Raw genomic sequence first — 22,320 nt, forward strand, 5'->3', positions numbered from 1 at the left:
GGGGGGACTCGCATAGCTTGTGAGCAGGTCCCCGATCATCATCCGACGTGGAGTTCGGCCATGAGCCTCAAAGTGGACAGGGATGGGATGGCATTCACCTTCAAGGGCGGCATGCTGCCGATGACGGTCATGGAACTGGCCAGTGCCGACCCCGAACACATTCGCGAGCAACTCGCCGGCAAGCTCAGTCAGTCACCCGCTTTCTTCCAGCATACCCCGGTGGTGCTCAGCGTCGAACAGCTCGACGAACCGCACCTTGCCCTCGAGCGGATCTGTGCGGTGTGCCGGGCCCATAAGCTTTTGCCGGTGGCGGTGCGCGGCGGGACGGATCCCGTCAAGCAGTCGTCCTGGGCGCTGGGGCTCGGCTGGTTCCCGCCACAGGAGGCGGCGCGGCCGCGTACCCTGGAGAGCGTGCCGACCACCGATGCCGAACCGGCACCCGAGGCGACGGTTGCCGACGAGCCGACGCCGGCCGCCAGTGCGGTCGGGCGCATCTATCGTGGCACGGTGCGTTCCGGGCAGCAGGTCACCGCGCCGGAAGGCGATCTGGTGGTCGTGGGCGCGGTCAACGCCGGCGCCGAGGTGCTGGCCGGGGGCAGTGTCCATGTCTACGGCGCCCTGCGCGGCCGGGCCCTGGCCGGTATTCACGGCGACCCGGAAGCGGCGATCTTCTGTCGCGAGTTGCGCGCCGAACTGCTGTCGGTGGCCGGCAACTACAAGCGCCTGGAAGACATCGACCCCCGGCTGCTGGGGACCGGCGTCCAGGTGCGCCTGGACGCCGGTCAGCTGGGCATCGCCACGCTGGACTGACGCGCTGGCGACGACTCGGCGGCTCCCTTCGGTGGGCCGTCCTTTCTATTACATGACAGACAGGATGTGACACTTGGCCAAGATCATCGTTGTGACCTCCGGCAAGGGTGGGGTCGGCAAGACAACCAGTGCGGCCGCCATCGCGACGGGCCTGGCGCTGCGGGGCCAGAAGACCGTAGTCATCGACTTCGACGTGGGGCTGCGAAACCTCGACCTGATCATGGGCTGCGAGCGACGCGTGGTCTATGACCTGGTCAATGTCATCCAGGGAGAGGCCGGGCTCAATCAGGCGCTGATCCGTGACAAGCGGGTCGATAACCTGCATATCCTGCCGGCCTCGCAGACTCGCGACAAGGACGCGCTGACCCTGGAAGGCGTCGAGACCGTACTCAACGCCCTGAACAAGGAGTTCGACTACATCGTCTGCGACTCCCCGGCGGGGATCGAGCGCGGCGCCCAGCTGGCCATGTACTTCGCCGACGAGGCGATCGTGGTCACCAATCCAGAGGTGTCCTCGGTGCGCGACTCCGATCGCATCCTCGGCCTGCTGGCGTCCAAGACCCGGCGCGCCGAGCGTGGTGAAGACCCGATCAAGGAGCATCTGCTGATCACACGCTACAACCCGAACCGGGTGGACAGCGGTGACATGCTCAACCTGGAGGACATCCAGGAGATCCTGGCCATCAAGCTGGCCGGGCTGATCCCCGAGTCGGGGGCGGTGCTGCGTGCCTCGAACCAGGGCGTTCCGGTGACCCACGACGAGGGCAGCGATGCCGGCCAGGCCTATGCCGATACAGTGGCGCGGCTGATGGACGAAGACGTGCCGCTGCGTTTCCATGAGTATCAGAAGAAGGGGCTGCTCAGCCGCATGTTCGGAGGAGGTCGTAGGTGAAGCTACTCGAATTCCTGAAGCGCGAGCGCAAGAAATCCGCTTCCGTCGCCAAGGAGCGGCTACAGATCATCGTCGCGCACCAACGCAGCCAGCGCGGCCAGCCGGACTTCATGCCGATGCTCGAGAAGGAGCTGTTGGAAGTGATTCGCCGCTACGTCCAGGTCGACGACGAGGCGGTCAATATTTCCCTCGACAGCGAAGACAACTGCTCCGTGCTGGAGCTCAACGTCACCCTGCCCAGAGACTGAGCGGCGGCTGAGCCGCCGTTCCCCCTGTGCTAGGCTTGGGGGCCGTTTTTCTATGCCCGCTCGGAGAGCTCGCCCATGGCGAAGTCGCAAGCCGCCCCCCTGACCTTTCTCTGGCACGACTACGAGACCTTCGGCGCCGATACGCGCCGCGACCGGCCCTCCCAGTTCGCAGCGATTCGCACCGATGCCGAGTTCAACGAGCTCGACGAGCCCATCGAGCTGTACTGCAAGCCCGCCGATGATTACCTGCCGCATCCCCAGGCTTGCTTGATCACCGGTATCACGCCGCAGCGGGCGCTGCGGCGTGGCCTGCCCGAGGCGGAATTCGCCGGCCGGGTGATGGCGGCAATGAGCCAGCCCGGCACCTGCGTGCTGGGCTACAACAACGTGCGTTTCGACGACGAGATCGGCCGCCACCTCTTCTATCGCAACCTGCTCGATCCCTATGCCCGGGAGTGGCAGAACGGCAACTCGCGCTGGGACCTGATCGACGTGGTGCGGGCCTTCCATGCCCTGCGCCCCGAGGGCATCGAGTGGCCGACCCGCGAGGATGGCTCGCCGAGCTTCCGGCTCGAGGACCTGACCGCGGCCAACGGCATCGAGCACGCCGGTGCCCACGATGCCCTGGCCGATGTGCGGGCGACCATCGCCCTGGCGCGGCTGCTGCGTCGCTGCAACGCCAATCTCTTCGATTACCTGCTGGCCCAGCGCGGCAAGCGTCAGGTGGCGCGTCAGCTCGACGTGCCGGGTCGCAAGCCAGTGCTGCACGTCTCGCGGCGTTATCCGGCCAGCCGGGGCTGCAGTGCCCTGGTGATGCCGTTGGCCGAACACCCCACGAACCCCAACGGGGTGATCGTCTACGACCTCTCGGTGGACCCCGAGCCGCTGCTGGCGCTGTCGGCCGAGCAGATTCGCGAGCGGGTCTTCGTCAGCAACGACGACCTGGCCGAGGGCGAGTCGCGCATTCCGCTCAAGGTCATCCACATCAACAAGTGCCCGGTGGTGCTGCCGGCCAATGCGCTCAAGGACGTCGCCGGCCCCCGTCAGGGCGAGTACGGCGATATCGTCGAGCGCCTCGCGCTGGACGTGGAGGCCTGTCGTGGGCACTGGAAGACCCTGGCGGCGCAGCCCGAGGTGGCCGCCCGGGTCGCCGAGGTGTTCGCCGCGCCGCCGCCGGAGCCGCCCCATGATCCGGACCTGATGCTCTATTCCGGAGGCTTCTTCTCGCCGTCGGATCGCCAGCAGATGGAGCGGGTGCGGGCCGCCGAGCCTTGGGACCTGGTGGGGGCGAGCTTCGCCTTCCAGGATCCGCGCCTGGAAGAGATGCTGTTCCGCTATCGGGCGCGCAGCTACCCCGACACCCTGAGCGGCGAGGAGCAGGAGCGCTGGGAGGCCTTCCGCTGGGAGCGCATGAATGACGCCGCCGTCGCCGGTTTCACCCTCAAGGAGTTCGCCCGTGAGATCGATCGCCTGAATCAGGGTTCGCTCGGCGACCGCGAGCGACAGGTGCTGGAGGAGCTGGTGATGCATGTGGAGGCCATGATGCCGCCCCAGGCGTTCGGCTGACCGCCGGGACGCGTGTCTGCCGCGGGCCGCCGGCGGCCCTGCCGTCGCTCGCGACGGCAGGGCCGTTTTTCATTGCGACGGGGAGCTCGGCTCCCAAGCGAGATGCCCGGCCAATCGGCCGGGCATCGTCGTTGCCGGGGTCAGTCGTCGCCGTCGGGCAGCGGGGGCAGGTCGGCCTTGAGGGCCATGACATCGCTGGCGCCGTCGTCGGGGTCGTGGGCGATCCGCACCACGGCGTCATCGATCAGCCCCGGCCACAGCGTGCGCAATGCCTCGGGGGTCACCGCCAGGGCGCGTTCGGCCAGGTGCCGGCGGCGCTCGAAGTCGCCGTCGCCGATGGCCAGCGTCTGCCACAGCCGGTTGGTACGGGCCGCGAGACTGGGGTCGCGGGTCAGCAGGTCGTCATGGACCGCCTGGCGATAGGGCGCCAAGGTCTCGTCGTCGAGGCTGTCGAGCCGTTCGCCGCTGCCCGCCAGGAAGGCGTCGATGCGTGCCTGGATGGTGGCGCTCTCGGTGTCGGGTGACTGCACCAGCAGGGCGATGCCGGGGGCGTCGAGCAGCGGCCGGTAGCCGGCATTGACCACGTAGCCGAGTTGTTGCTCGGTGCGCAGCTGCTGATAGAAAGGCGTTTCCAGCAGTCGGCCGAGTACCGCCAGCCGTGCGCGGCTTTCCAGCGAGCGGTCCGGTCCCTGGAGGTAGCGCATCACCAGGTGTTCGTCGCGTGCGGTATCGGGCGTCAGGGTGGGCAGGTCATGGGACGCCTGCAGCGGCGTCAGCGTGGGGATCGCCGCGTCGTCGAGCCGCGGGGCCAGGGCCTCGGCCACCGCTCGGGCCTGGTCGCTCGCGGCCTCGGCATCCTGATTGCCGACCGCCATGGCCTCCAGGTGCAGGCCGTCGAGGAAGGTTTCGCGGAAGTCGCGCAGCGCCTCGCTATCCAGCGCGTCGCTGGCGTCGAGCAGCGCCTGGGGTGACCACTGGGGGCGGATCAAGACCTCGGCCAGGGTGCGGCCGGCCTGACGATAGAGATCGTCCTGAGGGGCGTTGCGCCATTGCTGGCGCAGCTGCTGGCGAACGCGGGCGACATCGGAGGAGTCGATCTCGCCGCCGCGCAGCTGCTCGATGACCCGCTCGATCAGCGCCTGCTGGCCATCCCGCCAGCCGGAGAACGACAGGGTGATGCCGCGCGCATGGGCGTAGGCTTCGAAGCCGTGGCCGGCCAACCGGGCGGGGTAGAGGGCCTCGTTGAGGCTGTCCTGCAGCCAGCCGGCGAGCAGGCGCGACAGGACGGCGTCGCGGGCATGCCGGCTGGCGTCGGGATGCTGCAGGCTGAAGCGCCACTCGACGCGCGGTGTCTCGAAGCTGGCGTCACGCATCTGCCAGAAGTCGAATGTCGGCGTGTCGAGGCGTTGTACCGGGGCCTCGTCCTGGCCGTCCAGCAGCGTCAGGTCCTGGGCGACATAGGGGTTGGGCTCGGGTAGCACCAGGCCGTCGAGGGGCGCGGCGTCGCCGATGCCGGCTGCGGCCGGCGACCAGGGCACGTCGAACCAGGGTGTCTGTGCGTCGCCCTCGACCTCGGGGGCGCTGTAGAGGCGCAACATGTTCGCAGGGCGCAGGGCCGCCAGCCAGCGGTCGATGCGCTCGGCGTCGAAGCCGTCCATGCGGTAGGGCGCGTAGTTGACGTCCTCGACCGGATAGCGGGACAGGCTGGTGGCCAGGCGCATGGCCGTGTTCAGGGCGCTGCCGTGCTCCTGGAAACGGAAGGCCTGCTCGGCGAGGCGGGCCTGCTCGTCGTAGCGCCAGGCCTCGACGCCCCGCTCGCGGATCGCCCGGATGGCGGCGAACAGGCTGGCCTGGATGCGCTCGCGATGCTTGGCGCCCTCCGGCGTCAGGCTGATGTCGACGCTGAACAGCGCCTGTTGGCCATCGCCGCGAGTGGTGCCGGCGGACAGCCCGTCGGCCCAGCCGGCCTCGCGCAAGGCGTCGAGCAGGCTGCCCTGGCCCTCGTGGCCGAGCAGGTTGGCCAGGTAGCTGGCCGGTTTGAGGCGATAGGCCGTCTCGGGGTCCGGGGTCGGGAAGTAGAAGGTCAGCCGACGATCGTCGCGTAGCGAATGCAGCTCGGCGGCGGCGGGTAGGGTGTCCGGCGTGGTCAGTGGCGTGGTGATCGCGGGGCGCGACAGGCCACGGTCGGGCACCGCGTCGAAGTCGCCACGCACCAGGGCCGCGAGTTCATCGAGGGGCTGGGGCGCGACCACCGAGAGGTGCATGACGTTGGCGCCGTAGTGGTGCTCGTAGAAGTCCACCACGCGTTGGCGTAGCGGCACCTCGCCTTCCGGCCGCTCGGCCAGGGTGGCATTGCTACCCACCGAGAAGCGGGTCGTCGGGTGCGCGGGGTTCAACAGCTCCTCGAGGACGGCGGCGTGGCGGCGGCTGGCGTTGCGCTTGCGCGCCTGATATTCGGAGTGCACCACCTGGCGCTCGTTGGCCAGTCGGTCGGCATTGAACAGCGGATCGACGAAGAAGCGGCTGAAACGATCCAGGGTGCCGCCCAGGGCCTCCGGGTCCACCGAGAAGAAGTAGTTGGTGTCCTGGGCGGCGGTATAGGCATTGTGCTGACCGCCGTGGCGCGACAGGTAGCTCTGGTAGGCATCGGCCTCGGGGTAGGCTTCGGTGCCCAGGAACAGCATGTGCTCCAGGTAATGCGCGAGGCCTGCCAGGTCATCCGGGTCCTGGGCGCTGCCCACGTCCACGTTGAGCGAGGCGGCGGCCTTGTCGGCCTCGGGGTCGCTGACCAGCAGCACGCTGAGGCCGTTGTCCAGCGTCAGGCTGCGGTAGTCACGCTGGTCCGTGGGGCTGGCGAGCGGGCTTGCGAGTGTGGTCGGCGGCGCCGTGCCATCGGTGGCCGTGGCATCGGCCGCCGCCGGGGCGGTGGCGAGTGCCGGCAGCAGGGCGCCGGCCACGATGAGGGGTAACGCCGGGCGCGGGCGAGGGGGGCGGATCATCATCACTCCTTGGCGGTCCGGCGCAGCATGGGGCCGGTGGGATGGGCGCAGGCGGCCTCCTGGCAGCCGGGGTCGTTCACACGTCTTGATACCGGAAAGGCGCCCAAGAGTTCCTCGGGTGCCGGCTCGAGCCGTTCATGCAGGGCGTCCGACGGCGTCTCCGGATCGAGCCAGCGTGCGGCGTGCGAGGGGGGAATCACCGCCGGCAGGCGGTCGGTGAGCGGCGACAACAGCGCGTTGGTGGGCACCGTGATCAGCGCCAGGGAGTCGTGAAAGGCGCTGAGGTCGGTGTGAAAACGACACCACAGGCCCGCCAGCAGCAGTGGCCCCCTGTCGGCGCGGGTCACCAGGAAGGGCTGCTTGGCCCGTGGTTGGGTCTTCCAGACGTAGGTGCCGCTCGCCGGTATCAGGCAGCGTCGGGTGGCGAAGGCCTCGCGGAACATGGGGCGCGAGGTGAGCGATTCGGCCCGGGCGCAGTGGGGGGCGTGGTCGAGCACGTCGAGCCAGGGAGGCGTGAGCCCCCAGAAGGCCTGGCAGAGTCGGGGCCGGCCGGTGTCGAGGCGGATCATCGACAGCGGACGGCGTGGGGCCAGGTTGACGCCGGTGATCGGCGTCTCGTCCACGCTCAGATCGGGCAGCAGGCGTATGAGGTCGAGGGGCGGAATATAGAGACGACCGGCCATGGAGACTCCGCGGACAGGGGAGCGTCAGGGTACCCAAGACACTCGGGTGTGGAAAGCGCCGAGTCGGCGGGCTTGCGTTGCGCCTCAGGCGCGATATGCTAGCGGAAACAGTGTTTTTATTTGAGATCGTGGCCGGCGCTCGTCCCTAGAGACGCCGCGCCGTCCCCGGCCCGCGAGGAAGTCGATGGCTCGTCCCAGACAGCACGCCCCCGAGGCGCTTCATGCCCAGGTGATGGCCGCCTGCGATGCCTGGCTGCAGGAGCAGCCCGTGCATACGCTCTCGCTGCGGTCGCTGGCGCGTGACGTCGGCTGCGCCCCCAGCACGCTACTCAAGCTCTACGGCAGCTTCGGCAACCTGTTGCAGCATGTGAACATCGAGTCGCTCGCACGGCTGCGTACCGCCATCGAGCCGCTACTCGAAGAGACGGCGCCGGAGGGCCGGATCAAGGCGCTGGCCGAGGCCTACTGGGAATTCGCTCGCCATGAGCCGTTCCGCTGGCAGCTGATGTTCGATTATCCGCTGGCCCAGGAGGGCGAGCTGGATCGGCGTCAGAGCGACATGATCGAGGCGCTGTTCCTGCGCATCGAGGTCACGCTCAAGGAATACCAGCCGGCGCTCGGCGACCTGGAGGCGCGCCGGATGGGGCGTACCCTGTGGGGAAGCGTGCATGGCCTGGTGCAGCTGGGGCTCAACGAGCGTCTCGGATACTGGCAGAGCGAGCCTTTGGAGGTGACGGAGCTGATCGATCAGCTGCTGACGACCCTGCTGGCCGGCCTGAAGGCGAGGCCCGACGCCCCTTGACCCCGCTGATGGCCTGGGGCCTTCTCGCGCTGGTGGTAGTCGCTCTGGGCGGGTGGCTATGCTCGCCGCGGCGGATGCTGCGGCGGCTGGTGTTCTTGATGATCCACCTGCTCTACCGGTTGCGCTTCCGCGGCCGCCGCCATATTCCCGCTCATGGCCCCGCCCTGGTGGTCTGCAACCACGTCAGCTTCGTCGATGCCCTGGTGGTCGGGGGCGCGAGCCCCCGTCCGTTGCGCTTTTTGATGGACCGGCCGATCTACGAGTCACCCTGGCTGCACTGGCTGTTCAAGCTGGTGGGGGCGATCCCGGTGGACTCCGATCGCCGCGATCCGGGGGAGCTGCGCCGCGCGCTGGAGCAGGTCAGCCAGGCGTTGCGCGCCGGCGAGGTGGTGATGCTGTTCCCCGAGGGGCGTTTGACCTCGGACGGGGAGATCCAAGACTTCCGCCGTGGGCTGGACCTGATCCTGGCGCGCGACCCGGTGCCGGTCGTGCCGGCGGGGCTGGCAGGGCTTTGGGGGTCATGGACCTCGCACTGCGGTGGCCGGGCGCTGAGCAAGCCGCCGCGGCGCTTCCGCGCCCGGGTGGCGCTGTATTTCGGCGCCCCGCTGGCCCCGGCCGAGGCCGGCCGCCAGCGAGTCGAGGCGCGCGTGAGGGCGCTGAAGGCCGAGGCCGACGAGTGGGCGATGGGGCGGGGGCGCTGATGCAGGCCTAAGAGGCGCCCGAGAGGCGTACGGCCTGCCAGCAGCGTGCCGAGGTGACCAGGTTGTCACGTACCTCGAGGATCTCCATGCGCACCGTGTCGATCTCCAGGCAGGCCGGCCCGTCGGGGAAGGCCTCCAGATGCTCGAGGATCAGGCCGTTGAGGGTCTTGGGTCCATCGGTGGGCAGCTGCCAACCCAGCGACTTGTTGACGTCGCGGATGTTGGCGGTGCCGTCGATGACATGACTGCCGTCGTCCTGGGGGTGAATCTCCTGGTCCTGGCCGGCCACGTCGGTGGTGAACTCGCCGACGATCTCCTCGAGGATATCCTCCAGGGTCACCAGGCCCTCCACGTCGCCGTATTCGTCTACCACGATGCCGATACGGCGCTTCTGTTTCTGGAAGTTGAGCAGCTGGGTGTGCAGCGGCGTCGACTCGGGGATGAAGTAGGGCTCGCGGGCCTCCTGCACGATGGCCGCCTTGGTCACCTCGCCACGCGACAGGAAGCGTGCCGCATTGCGCAGGTGCAGCATGCCGATGATGTTATTGATGTCGCCCTTGTAGACCGGCATCCGGGTGTGCTGGCTGGTGCGGATCTGCGACAGGATGGCGTCCAGCTCGTCGTCCAGGTCGATGCCGACCACCTCGTGGCGAGGCACCATGATGTCGTTCACCGTGACGTTCTCGAGATCGAGGATCGAGACCAGCATGGCCTGGTGGCGGCGCGGGATCAGCGGCCCGGCCTCGTGAACCACGGTGCGCAGCTCATCACGGGTCAGGTTGTCGCCGCCGCCCTCCAGGGTCCGGACGCCGAGCAGGCGCAGCAGGCCGTTGGAGATGGCGTTGACCAGCCATACCAGCGGGTAGAGCAGCTTGAGCAGCGGCTCCAGCACCCGCGATGCCGGGTAGGCGATGCGCTCCGGCTTCACCGCGGCATAGGTCTTGGGCGTGACCTCGGCGAAGATCAGGATGGCGATGGTCAGCAGGCTGGTGGCGACCGCCGGTCCGGTCACATCGCCGAAGAAGTGGATCGCGATGATGGTGGCGATCGAGGCCGCGAGATTGTTGACGAAGTTGTTGCCGATCAGGATCACACCGATCAGGCGGTCGGGGCGCCCCAGCAGGCGCATGACTCGCTGGGCTCGGCGCTCCCCTTCGTTGGCCCGGTGGCTCAGACGGTAGCGGTTGAGCGACATCATGCCGGTCTCGGAGCTCGAGAAGAAGGCGGACAGGCAGATGAGCAGCAGCAGCAGGCCGAACAGCAATCCCAGGGGGAAATCGTCGTTCAAGTCGAAGGGTCCTCAATCGCGTATTAAGGCTTGAGTTGTAGGGATGGGGGTCTTCGGTGTCAAGCGCTTGCCAGCAGGATCTCGAGCACGAACTTGGTGCCGAAATAGGCCAGCAGCAGCATGAGATAACCGCCGAGTGTCCAGCGCACGGCGCGCAGGCCGCGCCAACCCTGGCGATGGTGCCCCGTCAGCAGGGCGGCGAAGATCACCCAGGCGACCAGCGAGAGTGCGGTCTTGTGGGCCAGGTGCTGGGCGAACATGTTATCGACGAAGACGAAACCGCTGGCGATCGACAGCGTCAGCAGGATCATGCCGGCCCAGAGCAGCTCGAACAGCACGCGCTCCATGGTCGTCAGCGGCGGCAGCGACTGGACCACGCCGCGCAGGTGGTGTCGGCGCAGGGCATGATTCTGCACGCCGAGCAGCACCGCCTGGACGGCGGCGATGGCCAGCAGGGCGAAGGCCAGCGCCGCGCTCAGGGCGTGCAGGGCGATGCCAGGCGTCATGGTGGCACCCTTCTCGGGGCTCGGCCATTCCACCGCCAGCAGCAGCATGATGCCGGTCAACGGGAAGAGCCCGGTGGCGACGTTGAGGACCGGCTTGAACAGGCTGATGGCCAGCAGCATCGATACCGCCAGGGCGCCGGCCAGCACCACGCTGGTGGAGAGCCCCGGCAGCAGCGAATCGCCCTTGTCGAGCAGGCCTATGGCCAGCGGCAGGTGACAGAGCAGGCCGCCCACGCCGAGGCTTCGCACCAGGGTGTCGCGGGGCGATACTCGCCGGGCCAGGGTCAGGCCCTGCCACGAGGCGGCGGCGATATAGAAGATGCAGGCCACAAGGGCCAGGGGGAGCGCGTACATCGATGGCTTCCGTGTGCCTTCGCCAGCGTCCAGCAAGGGGGAAATGGAAAGGCCACTATACCGAATCCGCCGCGCATCGCCCAGCCGGGCGAGACGGACGGCATGGAGACTCGCGGCCACAAGGCGTATAATTTCGCCCCATTGTGGGAAAGGCCCGCCCGGACACGCCATGCCGGGGCCAGAGCGGCTTCCCAGGCCATCGTTTGCGGAGAGGCCCCATGTTTCAGAATCTCAGTGATCGTCTGTCCCAGACGCTCAAGTCGATCAAGGGTCAGGCGCGCCTGACCGAAGACAACGTCAAGGACACCCTGCGCGAGGTCCGGCGCGCGTTGCTCGAGGCCGATGTCGCCCTGCCGGTGGTCAAGGCCTTCGTCGACCGGGTGCGCGAGCGCGCCGTGGGCCAGGAGGTCTCGAAGAGCCTCTCGCCGGGCCAGCAGTTCGTCAAGATCGTCCAGCAGGAGCTCGAGGCGATCATGGGCGAGGCCAACGAGGGCCTGTCCCTCAAGGGTCGCCCGGCGGTGGTGCTGATGGCCGGCCTGCAGGGCGCGGGCAAGACCACCTCGGTAGCCAAGCTGGCCCGCTACCTGCGTGAGCGCGAGAAGAAGAAGGTGCTGGTGGTCTCCGCGGACGTCTACCGTCCGGCGGCCATCGACCAGCTCGAGACGCTCGCCCGCGAGGTCGAGGTCGACTTCTTCCCGTCGAGCAGCGATCAGCAGCCGGTGGCGATCGCCGAGGCGGCGATCAAGCATGCGGGGATCCAGTTCCACGACGTGGTGCTGGTCGATACCGCCGGTCGCCTGGCCATCGACGAGGCCATGATGGACGAGATTCAGGCGCTCAACGCCGCCGTCTCGCCGGATGAGACGCTGTTCGTCGTCGATTCCATGACCGGCCAGGATGCCGCCAACACCGCCAAGGCCTTCCACGAGGCATTGCCGCTGACCGGCGTGATCCTGACCAAGGCCGATGGCGACGCCCGCGGCGGCGCGGCGCTCTCGGTGCGCCACATCACCGGCAAGCCGATCAAGTTCATGGGCATGGGCGAGAAGGTCGATGCCCTGGAACCCTTCCACCCGGATCGCGTGGCGTCGCGCATCCTCGGCATGGGCGACGTGTTGTCGCTGATCGAGGAGGCCGAGCGCACCGTCGATAAGGGCAAGGCCGACCAGCTGGCCAAGAAGGTCAAGAAGGGCGACGGCTTCGACCTCGAGGACTTCCGCGACCAGCTCCAGCAGCTCAAGAAGATGGGCGGCATGGGCGGCATGCTCGGCAAGCTGCCCGGCATGGGGCAGATGGCCGAGATGGCCCAGGGCCCGGGGCCCGAGAAGGAGATGGGCAAGCTCGAGTCGCTGATCAATTCGATGACGCCCAAGGAGCGCCGCAAGCCCGAGATCATCAACGGCTCGCGCAAGCGTCGCATCGCCGCCGGTGCCGGCCTGCAGGTGCCCGACCTCAATCGTCTGCTCAAGCAGCACAAGCAGATGCAGAAGATGATGAAGAAGGCCGGCAAGAAGGGCGGCATGCAGAAGATGATGCGCGGTATGTCCGGCATGATGGGCGGCGGCGGCCCGGGAGGCCCCGGTGGAATGGGCGGTCCCGGCGGGATGGGTGGCCCCGGTGGCGGCCTGCCGCCGCGCTGAGGCCCCCGGCTCGCGCGCCAAAAAGGTTTCCAAGCCAGGGAGATTTCCGTAGAATGCGGCGTCTTCACTGGCAGGTCCGCGTTTCGTCGCGGGCAGCGTCGTGACCGAACACCCCGGCGGCACATCCTCCGGTGTGCGGTCGATCCGATTGTCGAGGGCCTCGCCCCGACCGACAACCTCCGTAACTCAACCGAAGGACAGTCAACGCATGGTTACCATTCGTCTGGCACGTGGTGGCGCCAAGAAGCGTCCCTTCTACCACCTCTCCGTGACCGATTCTCGCAAGGCGCGCGACGGTCGTTTCATCGAGCGTCTCGGCTTCTTCAACCCGGTGGCCCGCGGCCAGGAAGAGCGTCTGCGCATCGACCTCGACCGCATCCAGCACTGGCAGGACCAGGGCGCCCAGCTCTCCGACCGTGTCGCCGAGCTGGTCAAGGAAGCCCGCAAGCAGGCCTGAGTCGCCTGATGCCCCGAATGTCTGAGGCAGGATCGCGATGAACGCAGGTGCCGAGCCGAGTCAGGCCAACGAACACGTGGTGCTGGGCAAGTTGACCAGCCCCTACGGCGTGAAGGGCTGGCTGAGGGTGTATTCGTACACCAGCCCGATGGAGGGCATCCTCGAGTATGACGAATGGGTGCTGCGTCATCAGGGTCGTCTCGAGCGCTGTCGCCTCGTCCAGGGGCGCCCGCAGGGCAAGGGCCTGGTGGTCCGCCTGGAGGGTGTCGATGGTCGTGATCGGGCCGAGGCCCTGGCCGGCGCCGAGGTGCTGTTGCCCACGGCCGAGCTGCCTGAGCTCGATGGCGACGATGAGTTCTACTGGTACCAGCTGGAAGGCCTGCGAGTCGTGACTCGCGAGGGTGTGACACTGGGCCGCGTCGACTACCTCTTCGAGACCGGCGCCAACGACGTCATGGTCGTCAAGGGGCATGATGACGACGCCATCGACGATCGCGAACGATTGCTGCCCTTCCTGCCCGACGATGTCGTGCAGGTAGTGGATCTCGAGGCCGGCGTGATGACCGTCGACTGGGATCCGGACTTTTGAGTCGCAGCGAGGCCTCCATGTGGGTCGGCGTGGTGACGCTGTTCCCCGAGATGTTCGAGGCGCTGACCCGTCAGGGCGTGACGGGCAGGGCGGTGGACAAAGGGTCCGTCGCGGTGGAGTTCTGGAACCCTCGGGACTACGCCACCGACCGGCATCGCACCGTGGACGACCGCCCCTATGGTGGTGGCCCCGGGATGCTGATGAAGGTCGATACCCTGCGCTCGGCGATTCAGGATGCTCGCACGCGGGCCGAGCAGGCCACCGGAGAGCGTCCGAAGGTGATCTACCTCTCGCCCCAGGGGCGGAAGCTCGATCAGCGTGGCGCGCAGGAGCTGGCGGAAGGCCCACCCTTGGTGGTGGTGGCCGGACGCTATGAAGGCATCGATGAGCGGGTCGTTGAAGCCGACATCGATGAGGAATGGTCGATCGGGGATTATGTGCTGAGCGGCGGCGAGCTGCCGGCCATGGTGCTGATCGATACGGCGGCAAGGCTGGTGCCCGGTGTGCTGGGCCATCAGGATTCCGCGATCGAGGACTCCTTCAACGACGGACTGCTGGATTGTCCGCACTATACGCGCCCCGAGGTCATCGACGGGCGACAGGTGCCGGACGTTCTGCTCAGCGGCCACCATGGTGCCATCCGGCGCTGGCGGCTCAAGCAGTCCCTGGGGCGGACCTGGCTCCGGCGACCCGACCTGCTCGAGGGCAGGACATTGAGCGCCGAACAGCAGGCCTTGCTCAAGGAGTTCATCGAGGAGTACGCACTGTCCACGCAATAGGTCAGGGCGGAGGTGCAGGGCGTGTCCCGAAGGGCCGCACCTGTGTCACCAACAGCACTCCCGCGCGTCGAGCGATTCGAGCGCCGGGATCACGATTCGCCGGCCACCCATTGCCGGATCGGCGGATCAGGTATGTTACCGAGGAGTTATCGTCATGAGCAGCAAGAACAAGGTGATCCAGGCGCTCGAAACCGAGCAGATGAGCCGGGAAGTGCCGGAATTCGCCCCGGGCGACACCGTGACCGTTCAGGTCAAGGTCAAGGAAGGCACTCGCGAGCGTCTGCAGGCCTTCGAAGGCGTGGTCATCGGCAAGCGTAACCGCGGCCTGAACTCCGCCTTCACCGTGCGCAAGATCTCCCACGGCATCGGCGTCGAGCGTACCTTCCAGACCTACAGCCCGCAGGTCGACTCCATCGCCGTCAAGCGTCGCGGCGACGTGCGCCAGGCCAAGCTGTACTACCTCCGTGAGCGCAGCGGCAAGTCCGCGCGTATCAAGGAAAAGCTGGGCTGAGGCGGGACGCCCCCGCCGGCCAGTGGTGACGCGGCTTATCAGCCCGCGTGACATCGAAACCCCGTCACCGCAGCCGCGGGGCGGGGTTTCGTCGTTCGAGGGCGAGGAGTGGTGCGATGACGATCGGTGACGATGCCCTGGTGCTGATCGAGGCCTGCCTCGATGATCTGTGGCTGGGGGAGGGCGCCAGCGACCATACCCTGGCGGCCTACCGGCGAGACCTGAGTGCCTGGGCGACCTGGCTCGAGGCGCGTGATGCGTCGCTGTTAGCCCCCGGCGGCGAGACCCTGCCGGGCTGGCTGGAGGAGCGGCGCGAGGCCGGCTATCAGCTGCGCAGCAACGCCCGGTTGCTATCCAGCCTGCGGCGCTTCTATCGCTGGGCGTTGGCCGAGGGGCGGATCGACCATGACCCGATCGCCGAGGTCCGCCTGCCGCCCTCACGGCCGTCGCTGCCGGACACCCTGGAGGAAGAGGAGGTGGAGCGATTGCTCGCCGCCCCCGACCTCGACAGCGAGCTCGGCCTGCGCGACCGTACCATGCTCGAGGTGTTGTATGCGGCCGGCCTGCGGGTCAGCGAGCTGGTCGGGCTGACCACCGACGCCGTCAACCTGCGTCAGGGCGTGGTACGGGTGCGTGGCAAGGGCGACAAGGAGCGCCTGGTGCCGCTCGGCGAGGAGGCCGTGGACTGGCTGTCGCGCTATCTGCGCACCGGCCGGCCGGCGCTGATGCGTGACCCCACGCGGCCGGCGCTGTTCCCCGGCCGCGGCGATGCCTGCCTGACGCGCCAGGCCTTCTGGCACCGCATCAAGGCCCATGCGCGAGTCGCCGGCATCGATCGCTCGCTGTCGCCGCACACCCTGCGCCATGCGTTCGCGACCCATCTGTTGAATCATGGGGCCAATTTGCGTGTCGTACAGCTGCTGCTCGGTCATAGTGACCTGTCGACCACGCAGATCTATACCCATGTCGCGCAGGCCCGGCTCGAGGCCCTGCACGCCGACCATCATCCCCGAGGCTGAACCATGAAACGAATCCCCCGTGTGCTCGCCGGCGGCATCTTCACCGCCCTGTCATTCCCCGCCCTGGCCCAGGATCCGGCCATCGAGCGGCTGACCGAGAACCTGGCGGTCGATGGCCGGTCGATGCCGGTGAAGGATATCCAGGAAACGCCGCTGGACGGTTTCTATGAGGTGCGGCTGGAGACCGGCGAGCGCTTCTACACCGATGTCGAGGGTAGCTATCTGCTGGTCGGCGACCTCTACGAGAACGCCGAGGGCGGGCTGGTGAATCTCTCCGACCAGGCGCGCAACGCCGAGCGTGCCGAGCGTCTGGCAGCGATCCCCGATTCGCAGCGGGTGATCTTTCGCGGCGTCGATGAGCCCAAGGCGCGGATCACGGTGTTTACCGATACCACCTGCCCTTACTGTCGTCGTCTCCACGAGGAGGTGCCACGACTCAACGAGATGGGCATCGAGGTCGATTACCTGGCCTTCCCGCGGGGCGGCATGAGCTCGCAGGGCGCCCGTGAATTGCAGCAGGTCTGGTGTGCGGACAACCCGAGCGAGGCGATGTCGACGGCCTGGCACGATGAGGGCCTGGAGGGCGATAGAAGCTGCGACAATCCGGTCGAGGAACAGTATCATCTAGGCATGCAGCTCGGCGTGCAGGGCACGCCGGCCATCGTGCTGCCCGATGGGCGCATGGTGCCCGGCTATGTGCCGGCAGAACGCCTGGCGTCGCTGTTAGGCCTGAACAATCAATAGACGCACCATCAAGCGTGCGTGGGCCCTTGAGGCCGAATATCGCTGAGACATCTAAGCCGTCACGAGGGGGAAGACATTGAAACCGGTGAGAGTGGGAATCTGTGGCCTGGGTACCGTCGGTGGCGGGACCTTCAACGTACTGACGCGCAATGCCGACGAGATCGCCCGTCGGGCGGGGCGCCCGATCGTCATCGAGCAGGTGGCCTTCCGCACGCCTAACCCCGAGTGTGACGTCACCGGCATCAAGTCGACCCAGGACGTTTTCGAGGTCGCCGCCAATCCCGATATCGATGTCGTCGTCGAGCTGATCGGTGGCTATGACGTGGCCCGCGAGCTGGTGCTGGCGGCCATCGACAACGGCAAGCACGTGGTCACCGCCAACAAGGCGCTGATCGCGGTGCACGGCAACGAGATCTTCCAGGCGGCCCACGAGAAGAGCGTGATCGTGGCCTTCGAGGCCGCGGTGGCGGGGGGCATCCCGGTGATCAAGTCGCTGCGCGAGGGGTTGGGCGCCAACCGCATCGAGTGGCTGGCCGGCATCATCAACGGCACCGGCAACTTCATCCTCACCCACATGCGCGACGAGGGGCGGGCCTTCGAGGACGTGCTGGCCGAGGCCCAGGCGCTGGGCTATGCCGAGGCCGACCCGACCTTCGACGTGGAAGGCATCGATGCCGCGCACAAGCTGACCATCCTGGCGTCCATCGCCTATGGGGTGCCGCTGCAGTTCGAGAAGGCCTATACCGAGGGCATCTCGCGGATCACCGCCGAGGACGTCGAGCAGGCCGATAACCTGGGATACACCATCAAGCACCTGGGGATCTCCCGGCGCACCGACGATGGCCTCGAGCTGCGCGTGCACCCGACCCTGATCCCCAAGGAGCGGCTGCTGGCCAACGTGCATGGCGTCAAGAACGCCATCTCGGTGATGGGCGATGCCGTGGGGCCGACGCTCTACTACGGCGCCGGCGCCGGCGCCGAGCCGACCGCCTCGGCGGTGGTGGCCGACGTGCTCGACGTGGCCCGCGACATCACCACCGATCATCACTACCGGGTGCCCTACCTGGCCTTCAGCGGCATCGGCGAGAACGCCGATCAGCCGCCGATCCTCGCCATGGAGGACATCAGCACGGCCTACTACCTGCGCCTGCTGGCGGTCGACCGCCCCGGCGTGCTGGCACGGGTCGCGAGCACCCTGTCCGAGGAGGGCATCTCCATCGAGGCGCTGATCCAGAAGGAGGTCACCGAAGGCGAGCTGGTGCCGATCATCCTGATGACCCATCGTACCCGCGAGCGTCAGATGAACGAGGCGATCCGCAAGATCGAATCCATGGCCGACATCGCCGGCTCCGTCACCCGCATTCGTGTCGAGTCGCTTGACGAAGACGGGTAGGCCGCGAGGTTATCGCCGGTAGCGAGGGGCTGTTCGCCGGAGCAGCCCGCGCGAGCAAAGGAATCGAACAATGCGCTATATCAGTACCCGTGGACAGGCACCCGCGCTGTCCTTCGAGGAGGTCGTGCTCACCGGCATGGCCAGTGATGGTGGCCTCTATGTGCCCGAGTCCGTCCCTCGCATCAGCCACGAGCAGCTGGCCGACATGGCCGGCTGTTCCTACGCCGAGATCGCCTTCCGGGTGATGCAGCCCTTCGTGGGCGGCGAGATCGATGACGAGACCTTCCGCGAGATCGTCCGCGACGCCTACGCGACCTTCAGCCACGACGCCGTGGTGCCGCTCAACCAGCTCGACGCCAACCACTTCCTGCTCGAGCTGTTCCATGGTCCGACGCTGGCGTTCAAGGACGTGGCCCTGCAGCTGCTCGGTCGGTTGCTCGACCACTTCCTCGAGAAGCGTGGCGAGCGCGCGGTCATCATGGGCGCCACCTCCGGTGACACCGGGTCGGCCGCCATCGAGGGCTGCCGCCACTGCGACAACCTGGACATCTTCATCCTGCATCCGCACCAGCGGGTGTCCGAGGTCCAGCGTCGCCAGATGACCACCGTGCTGGCCGACAACGTCTTCAACGTCGCCATCGAGGGCAACTTCGACGATGCCCAGGCGATGGTCAAGGCCAGCTTCGCCGACCAGTCGTTCCTGAACGGCGCGCGGCTGGTGGCGGTGAACTCGATCAACTGGGCGCGCATCATGGCCCAGATCGTCTACTACGTGGCCTCCGCCGTGGCACTGGGGTCGCCGCATCGCAAGGTCGGCTTCTGCGTGCCCTCGGCCAACTTCGGCAATGTCTTCGCCGGTTACATGGCCCATCGCATGGGACTGCCGGTCGAGCGCTTCGTCATCGCCACCAACGCCAACGACATCCTGCACCGCACGCTGGCCGACAACGACTTCTCCAAGCAGGAGCTCGCGGCGACCCTGGCGCCGTCCATGGATATCGTGGTGTCGTCCAACTTCGAACGCCTGCTGTTCGATGCCTACGATCGCGATGGCGAGGCGGTGCGTGCGCTGCTCGAGCGCTTCCAGGACCAGCCCTCGGCGCTGGCCGAGGCACCGCTGGCGCGGCTACGCGAGCTGTTCGCGAGCCACAGCATCGACGACGCCACCATCCTCGAGGTGATCCGCGAGGCGCATCACCGCACCCAGGAGATCCTCGACCCGCACACCGCCACCGGGTACCGTGCCGCCGAGCGCGAGCGAGGTGACCCGGGTGTGCCGATGATCACCCTGGCCACCGCGCATCCGGCCAAGTTCGCCGAGGCCGTGGTCAAGGCCGGTTTCCCCGGCGTGCCGCTGCCGCCGCACATGGACGACCTGCTCGAGCGTGAGGAGCGCTACAGCGTGTTGCCGGCAGAGCTCGCCGAGGTGCAGCGGTTCGTCGCCGCGCATCGTCGTCGCTGAGGTCCTTGCGTCGCGGCCGAATGTCTCGCGGCGTTCGTTCTTGCTCGCCATCGACGCAGGGTTAGTCATCGATTTTTGCCAAGGATGTCCGACGCCGGGCATCCCGACAGGGAGATTGTCATGAAGCTGTGGGGACGCAAGAACTCGGTCAACGTGAAGAAGCCCGCCTGGTGTGCCGCCGAGTTGGGCGTCGAACTCGAACGGGTCGACCTGGGAGGTCCGTTCGGCGGACTCGGTACGCCGGAGTTCCTGGCCAAGAATCCCAATGGTTTGATTCCCTGTCTCGAGGACGGCGAACTGGTGCTGTGGGAGTCCCATAGCATCGTTCGCTATCTGGCCGATGCCCACGGTGCCGGTCGGCTTGCGTCCGACTCCGCCGCCGCCAGGGCGCGTTGTGGCATGTGGATGGACTGGGCGCTCGGAAAGATGGCGGAGCCCTATCGGGACTTGATCATGAATCTGGTGCGCGGCACGCCCGAGACTCGCGATGAGGCCGCGATCGAGCGTGGCCTGGCCGGGTTCGAGCAGGCCCTGCGTATCGCCGATGGCACACTCGCTCGCCAGCCGTGGCTGTCCGGCGAGACATTCGGGGTCGGTGACATACCGCTGGGCGCCTATGCTTACCTGTGGTTTACGCTGGATATCGAGCGTCCGGAACTGCCGAACGTGGGGGCCTGGTACGAGAAGCTGACTCAGCGCAGCGCCTACCGAGAGCATGTGATGTTGCCGATCAGCTGACGCCTACCGCCAGGCCGGCTCTCGTGAAGGTCGGCGTACCCGGCGGCCCGTACGCCGTGTGACGCCGACCCGCCCGTGCCCTGGTGCCATCTTTATCCGCGCCAACCCGCCTCAACCTCCCAGAGAATCCGATGTCTCAGTCTTCTACGGCGTGTGCCGATCCGAGCGAGGGTCTCGCGCCGCGCCCGCGTATCGAACCGCGCCCCCGCGACGAGGCCCTCGAGGCCCGCGCCCGGGCGGAAGGGCTGACGCCACTACAGGCCCGAGTGCTGGCCGGGCGGTTGCCCGGCCATACCGATGAGCTAGCGCCGCTGGTGTCGCCCAGCCTGCGCCACCTGGCGCATCCCGAGCGGCTGGCGGATGCCCGCCGCGCCGCCGAGCGCATCGCCCAGGCGGTGGTCGAGGGCGAACATATCGGCATCCTCACCGACTACGACGTCGACGGCATCACCTCCCACGTGGTGATTCGCCGCACCCTGAATGAATTGTTCGGCGTGCCCGAGGCCAAGCTGCACAGCCTGATCGGCCACCGCATCTTCGATGGCTACGGCATCAGCCTGCCGCTGGTGGAGCGGACGCTGAAGCTATCACCGCGGCCGAGCCTGGTGATCACCGCCGACTGCGGCAGCAGCGACGAGCCACGCATCGCTCGGCTCAAGGCCGCCGGCCTCGACGTGGTGGTCAGCGACCACCATGCGCTGCCGGAGGAGGGGCCGCCGGCCTCGGCCTTCGCCACCGTGAACCCGACTCGCGACGACTGTGACTACCCTGACCCGACCATCGCCGGCTGCATGGTCGCCTGGTTGACCATGTCGCTGGCCCGCTCGGTACTGATCGAGTGGGGTGTGCTGGCGGCGTCCACGCCCAAGCTCTCGCCGTGGCTCTCCTATGTGGCGCTGGGCACCGTGGCCGACTGCGTGTCGCTCGGTGCCAGCGCCGCCAACCGCGCCGTGGTCACCCAAGGGCTGGCGCTGATCAACCGTATGGAGGCGGCCTGCTGGCGGACCATGGCCGAGCGTCTGGGGGCCGACAGCGTGCCTTTCGATGCCGAGACCCTGGCCTTCCAGATGGGGCCGCGCATCAATGCTCGTTCGCGGCTCGACGATCCTTATGCCGCGCTGCACTTCATGCTGGCGGCCGATGACGCCACGGCGGCGCGCCACCTGGAGACGCTGGATCAGGACAACCAGTCGCGCAAGGCCATCGAGGCGGACATGGCCGAGCAGGCCAGGGGGCTGGCCCGGCCTCGGCTCGCCGCGGGCGAGCAGGCGCTGGTGATCTACCTGGAGGATGGCCATCCCGGCGTGCAGGGGATCGTCGCATCACGGTTGGTGCAGGCCTTCGGCCGGCCGACCCTGGTGCTGACCCCGGCCGCCCAGGCGGGCATGCTGACCGGCTCGGGACGCTCCATCGAGGGGTTGCACCTGCGCGACGCCCTGCAGCGGACCTTCGCGTTGGCGCCCGAGGCGCTGCCGCGCTTCGGCGGCCACCGCGGCGCCGCCGGTGTCGGTGTGCCTATGGCGGCGCTCGAGAGCTTCCGGGCGTCCTTCCTGCAGGCCGTCGGCGAGCAGCTCGGCGAGTGCGAGCTCTATCCGAGCGTGTTCACCGATGGTGAGCTGGCCCAGGGTCAACTGTCGCTTGCCACCCTCGATGAGCTGGAGGCGTTGGGCCCCTACGGGCGTGAATTCGATGCGCCGCTGTTCGAAGGCGAATTCCTGGTGGAGTCGCTGCGCCCGGTCGGCGCCGAGGGCAATCACCTGATGATGGAGCTGTCGTCCGGCCCGGTGGCGACGAGGGCCATCTGGTTCCGGGCGTTGAGCCCGGGGGAACTGCCGACCTTCGGCGTCGGCGATCGGCTGCGTTGCGCCTACAAGCTCAATCGCAATCGTTGGCGTGGCCGCGAATCGCTGCAGTTGATGGTGGAGCATGGCGAGGCGCTGTAACGCCATCATCTTGCCGATACGCATCGAGCCGCAGGGCTTCCGCGAAGGCCAGCTCGAGTGTTCAGGGCGGGGCGGGCGGAGTCGCCGGAGAGGGCGCGGGACACTTGACGAGAGTCGTCGTCAAAAAGCCCTTGCGTCCCTCCGCCGTAGCCCGTAAAGTACGCATCCGCTGCCGGCGACGGGTAACGTTGCAGGC

At 67.7% G+C, this 22,320-nt stretch carries 21 protein-coding genes; 17 read left to right on the forward strand and 4 right to left on the reverse strand.

Going from position 1 to position 22,320, the window contains the following annotated elements; all coding sequences use genetic code 11:
- Positions 1–60 precede the first annotated feature (60 nt).
- From minC to sbcB, 4 genes are all read left to right on the forward strand, one after another.
- Positions 61–810 carry a septum site-determining protein MinC gene (gene minC, locus ETC07_RS14800; protein WP_136249292.1) on the forward strand — a complete coding sequence of 250 codons (750 nt, stop codon included), beginning with the start codon at positions 61–63 and terminating at the stop codon, positions 808–810.
- A gap of 73 nt (positions 811–883) precedes the next feature.
- On the forward strand, positions 884–1,702 hold the full coding sequence (minD, locus tag ETC07_RS14805; RefSeq protein ID WP_136249293.1) for a septum site-determining protein MinD: 819 nt from the start codon (positions 884–886) through the stop codon (positions 1,700–1,702).
- Positions 1,699–1,950 carry a cell division topological specificity factor MinE gene (gene minE / locus ETC07_RS14810; protein ID WP_136249294.1) on the forward strand — a complete coding sequence of 84 codons (252 nt, stop codon included), beginning with the start codon at positions 1,699–1,701 and terminating at the stop codon, positions 1,948–1,950. The genes minD and minE overlap by 4 nt, the downstream gene beginning before the upstream one ends.
- A gap of 75 nt (positions 1,951–2,025) precedes the next feature.
- Positions 2,026–3,516, forward strand: coding sequence for an exodeoxyribonuclease I (gene sbcB / locus ETC07_RS14815; protein WP_136249295.1), 1,491 nt, complete (start codon positions 2,026–2,028; stop codon positions 3,514–3,516).
- Positions 3,517–3,656: 140 nt separating this feature from the next.
- On the opposite strand, the gene ETC07_RS14820 is transcribed toward sbcB, so the two are convergent.
- Together ETC07_RS14820 and ETC07_RS14825 are read right to left on the reverse strand one after the other, a co-directional pair.
- The gene (locus ETC07_RS14820; protein WP_136249296.1) at positions 3,657–6,515 is read right to left on the reverse strand and encodes an insulinase family protein; all 2,859 of its coding nucleotides are present in this window, start codon (positions 6,513–6,515) and stop codon (positions 3,657–3,659) included.
- A 2-nt stretch (positions 6,516–6,517) separates the two neighbouring features.
- Complete coding sequence (locus ETC07_RS14825) at positions 6,518–7,198, reverse strand: SOS response-associated peptidase (protein ID WP_136249297.1); 681 nt, start codon at positions 7,196–7,198, stop codon at positions 6,518–6,520.
- Between the two features lie 184 nt (positions 7,199–7,382).
- Between ETC07_RS14825 and ETC07_RS14830 the strand changes: the two genes are divergently transcribed.
- On the forward strand, positions 7,383–8,000 hold the full coding sequence (locus ETC07_RS14830) for a TetR/AcrR family transcriptional regulator (RefSeq protein ID WP_136249298.1): 618 nt from the start codon (positions 7,383–7,385) through the stop codon (positions 7,998–8,000).
- Between the two features lie 8 nt (positions 8,001–8,008).
- Complete coding sequence (locus tag ETC07_RS14835) at positions 8,009–8,701, forward strand: 1-acyl-sn-glycerol-3-phosphate acyltransferase (protein WP_136249311.1); 693 nt, start codon at positions 8,009–8,011, stop codon at positions 8,699–8,701.
- Between the two features lie 7 nt (positions 8,702–8,708).
- Here the strand turns inward: ETC07_RS14835 and ETC07_RS14840 are convergent, their stop codons facing one another.
- Both ETC07_RS14840 and ETC07_RS14845 read right to left on the reverse strand, forming a co-directional pair.
- A complete protein-coding gene (locus ETC07_RS14840) occupies positions 8,709–9,989 on the reverse strand; it encodes an HlyC/CorC family transporter (protein WP_136249299.1) in 1,281 nt (426 codons plus the stop codon).
- A gap of 59 nt (positions 9,990–10,048) precedes the next feature.
- Positions 10,049–10,849 carry a cytochrome C assembly family protein gene (locus ETC07_RS14845; RefSeq protein WP_136249300.1) on the reverse strand — a complete coding sequence of 267 codons (801 nt, stop codon included), beginning with the start codon at positions 10,847–10,849 and terminating at the stop codon, positions 10,049–10,051.
- 218 nt (positions 10,850–11,067) lie between these two features.
- Between ETC07_RS14845 and ffh the strand changes: the two genes are divergently transcribed.
- From ffh to ETC07_RS14900, 11 genes are all read left to right on the forward strand, one after another.
- A complete protein-coding gene (gene ffh / locus ETC07_RS14850; RefSeq protein ID WP_136249301.1) occupies positions 11,068–12,489 on the forward strand; it encodes a signal recognition particle protein in 1,422 nt (473 codons plus the stop codon).
- Positions 12,490–12,697: 208 nt separating this feature from the next.
- The gene (gene rpsP, locus ETC07_RS14855) at positions 12,698–12,946 is read left to right on the forward strand and encodes a 30S ribosomal protein S16 (RefSeq protein ID WP_136249302.1); all 249 of its coding nucleotides are present in this window, start codon (positions 12,698–12,700) and stop codon (positions 12,944–12,946) included.
- 37 nt (positions 12,947–12,983) lie between these two features.
- On the forward strand, positions 12,984–13,535 hold the full coding sequence (gene rimM / locus ETC07_RS14860) for a ribosome maturation factor RimM (RefSeq protein ID WP_136249303.1): 552 nt from the start codon (positions 12,984–12,986) through the stop codon (positions 13,533–13,535).
- A gap of 17 nt (positions 13,536–13,552) precedes the next feature.
- A complete protein-coding gene (gene trmD / locus ETC07_RS14865) occupies positions 13,553–14,314 on the forward strand; it encodes a tRNA (guanosine(37)-N1)-methyltransferase TrmD (protein ID WP_136249312.1) in 762 nt (253 codons plus the stop codon).
- Positions 14,315–14,468: 154 nt separating this feature from the next.
- Positions 14,469–14,825, forward strand: coding sequence for a 50S ribosomal protein L19 (gene rplS / locus ETC07_RS14870; protein ID WP_136249304.1), 357 nt, complete (start codon positions 14,469–14,471; stop codon positions 14,823–14,825).
- Between the two features lie 116 nt (positions 14,826–14,941).
- A complete protein-coding gene (xerD, locus tag ETC07_RS14875) occupies positions 14,942–15,844 on the forward strand; it encodes a site-specific tyrosine recombinase XerD (RefSeq protein WP_438590667.1) in 903 nt (300 codons plus the stop codon).
- Between the two features lie 3 nt (positions 15,845–15,847).
- Positions 15,848–16,588 carry a DsbC family protein gene (locus tag ETC07_RS14880; protein ID WP_136249305.1) on the forward strand — a complete coding sequence of 247 codons (741 nt, stop codon included), beginning with the start codon at positions 15,848–15,850 and terminating at the stop codon, positions 16,586–16,588.
- 76 nt (positions 16,589–16,664) lie between these two features.
- A complete protein-coding gene (locus ETC07_RS14885) occupies positions 16,665–17,981 on the forward strand; it encodes a homoserine dehydrogenase (RefSeq protein WP_136249306.1) in 1,317 nt (438 codons plus the stop codon).
- A gap of 70 nt (positions 17,982–18,051) precedes the next feature.
- Positions 18,052–19,443: a threonine synthase gene (gene thrC / locus ETC07_RS14890; RefSeq protein WP_136249307.1), complete on the forward strand. Its 1,392-nt coding sequence runs from the start codon at positions 18,052–18,054 to the stop codon at positions 19,441–19,443.
- Positions 19,444–19,563: 120 nt separating this feature from the next.
- Positions 19,564–20,181: a glutathione S-transferase family protein gene (locus tag ETC07_RS14895; protein WP_136249308.1), complete on the forward strand. Its 618-nt coding sequence runs from the start codon at positions 19,564–19,566 to the stop codon at positions 20,179–20,181.
- A 131-nt stretch (positions 20,182–20,312) separates the two neighbouring features.
- Positions 20,313–22,124 (forward strand): single-stranded-DNA-specific exonuclease RecJ, encoded by a 1,812-nt coding sequence (locus tag ETC07_RS14900; RefSeq protein ID WP_136249309.1) that lies wholly within the window; start codon positions 20,313–20,315, stop codon positions 22,122–22,124.
- Positions 22,125–22,320: the final 196 nt, after the last annotated feature.

Origin of the sequence: Halomonas borealis, assembly GCF_004798905.1 — a bacterium.
Classification (GTDB): domain Bacteria; phylum Pseudomonadota; class Gammaproteobacteria; order Pseudomonadales; family Halomonadaceae; genus Halomonas; species Halomonas borealis.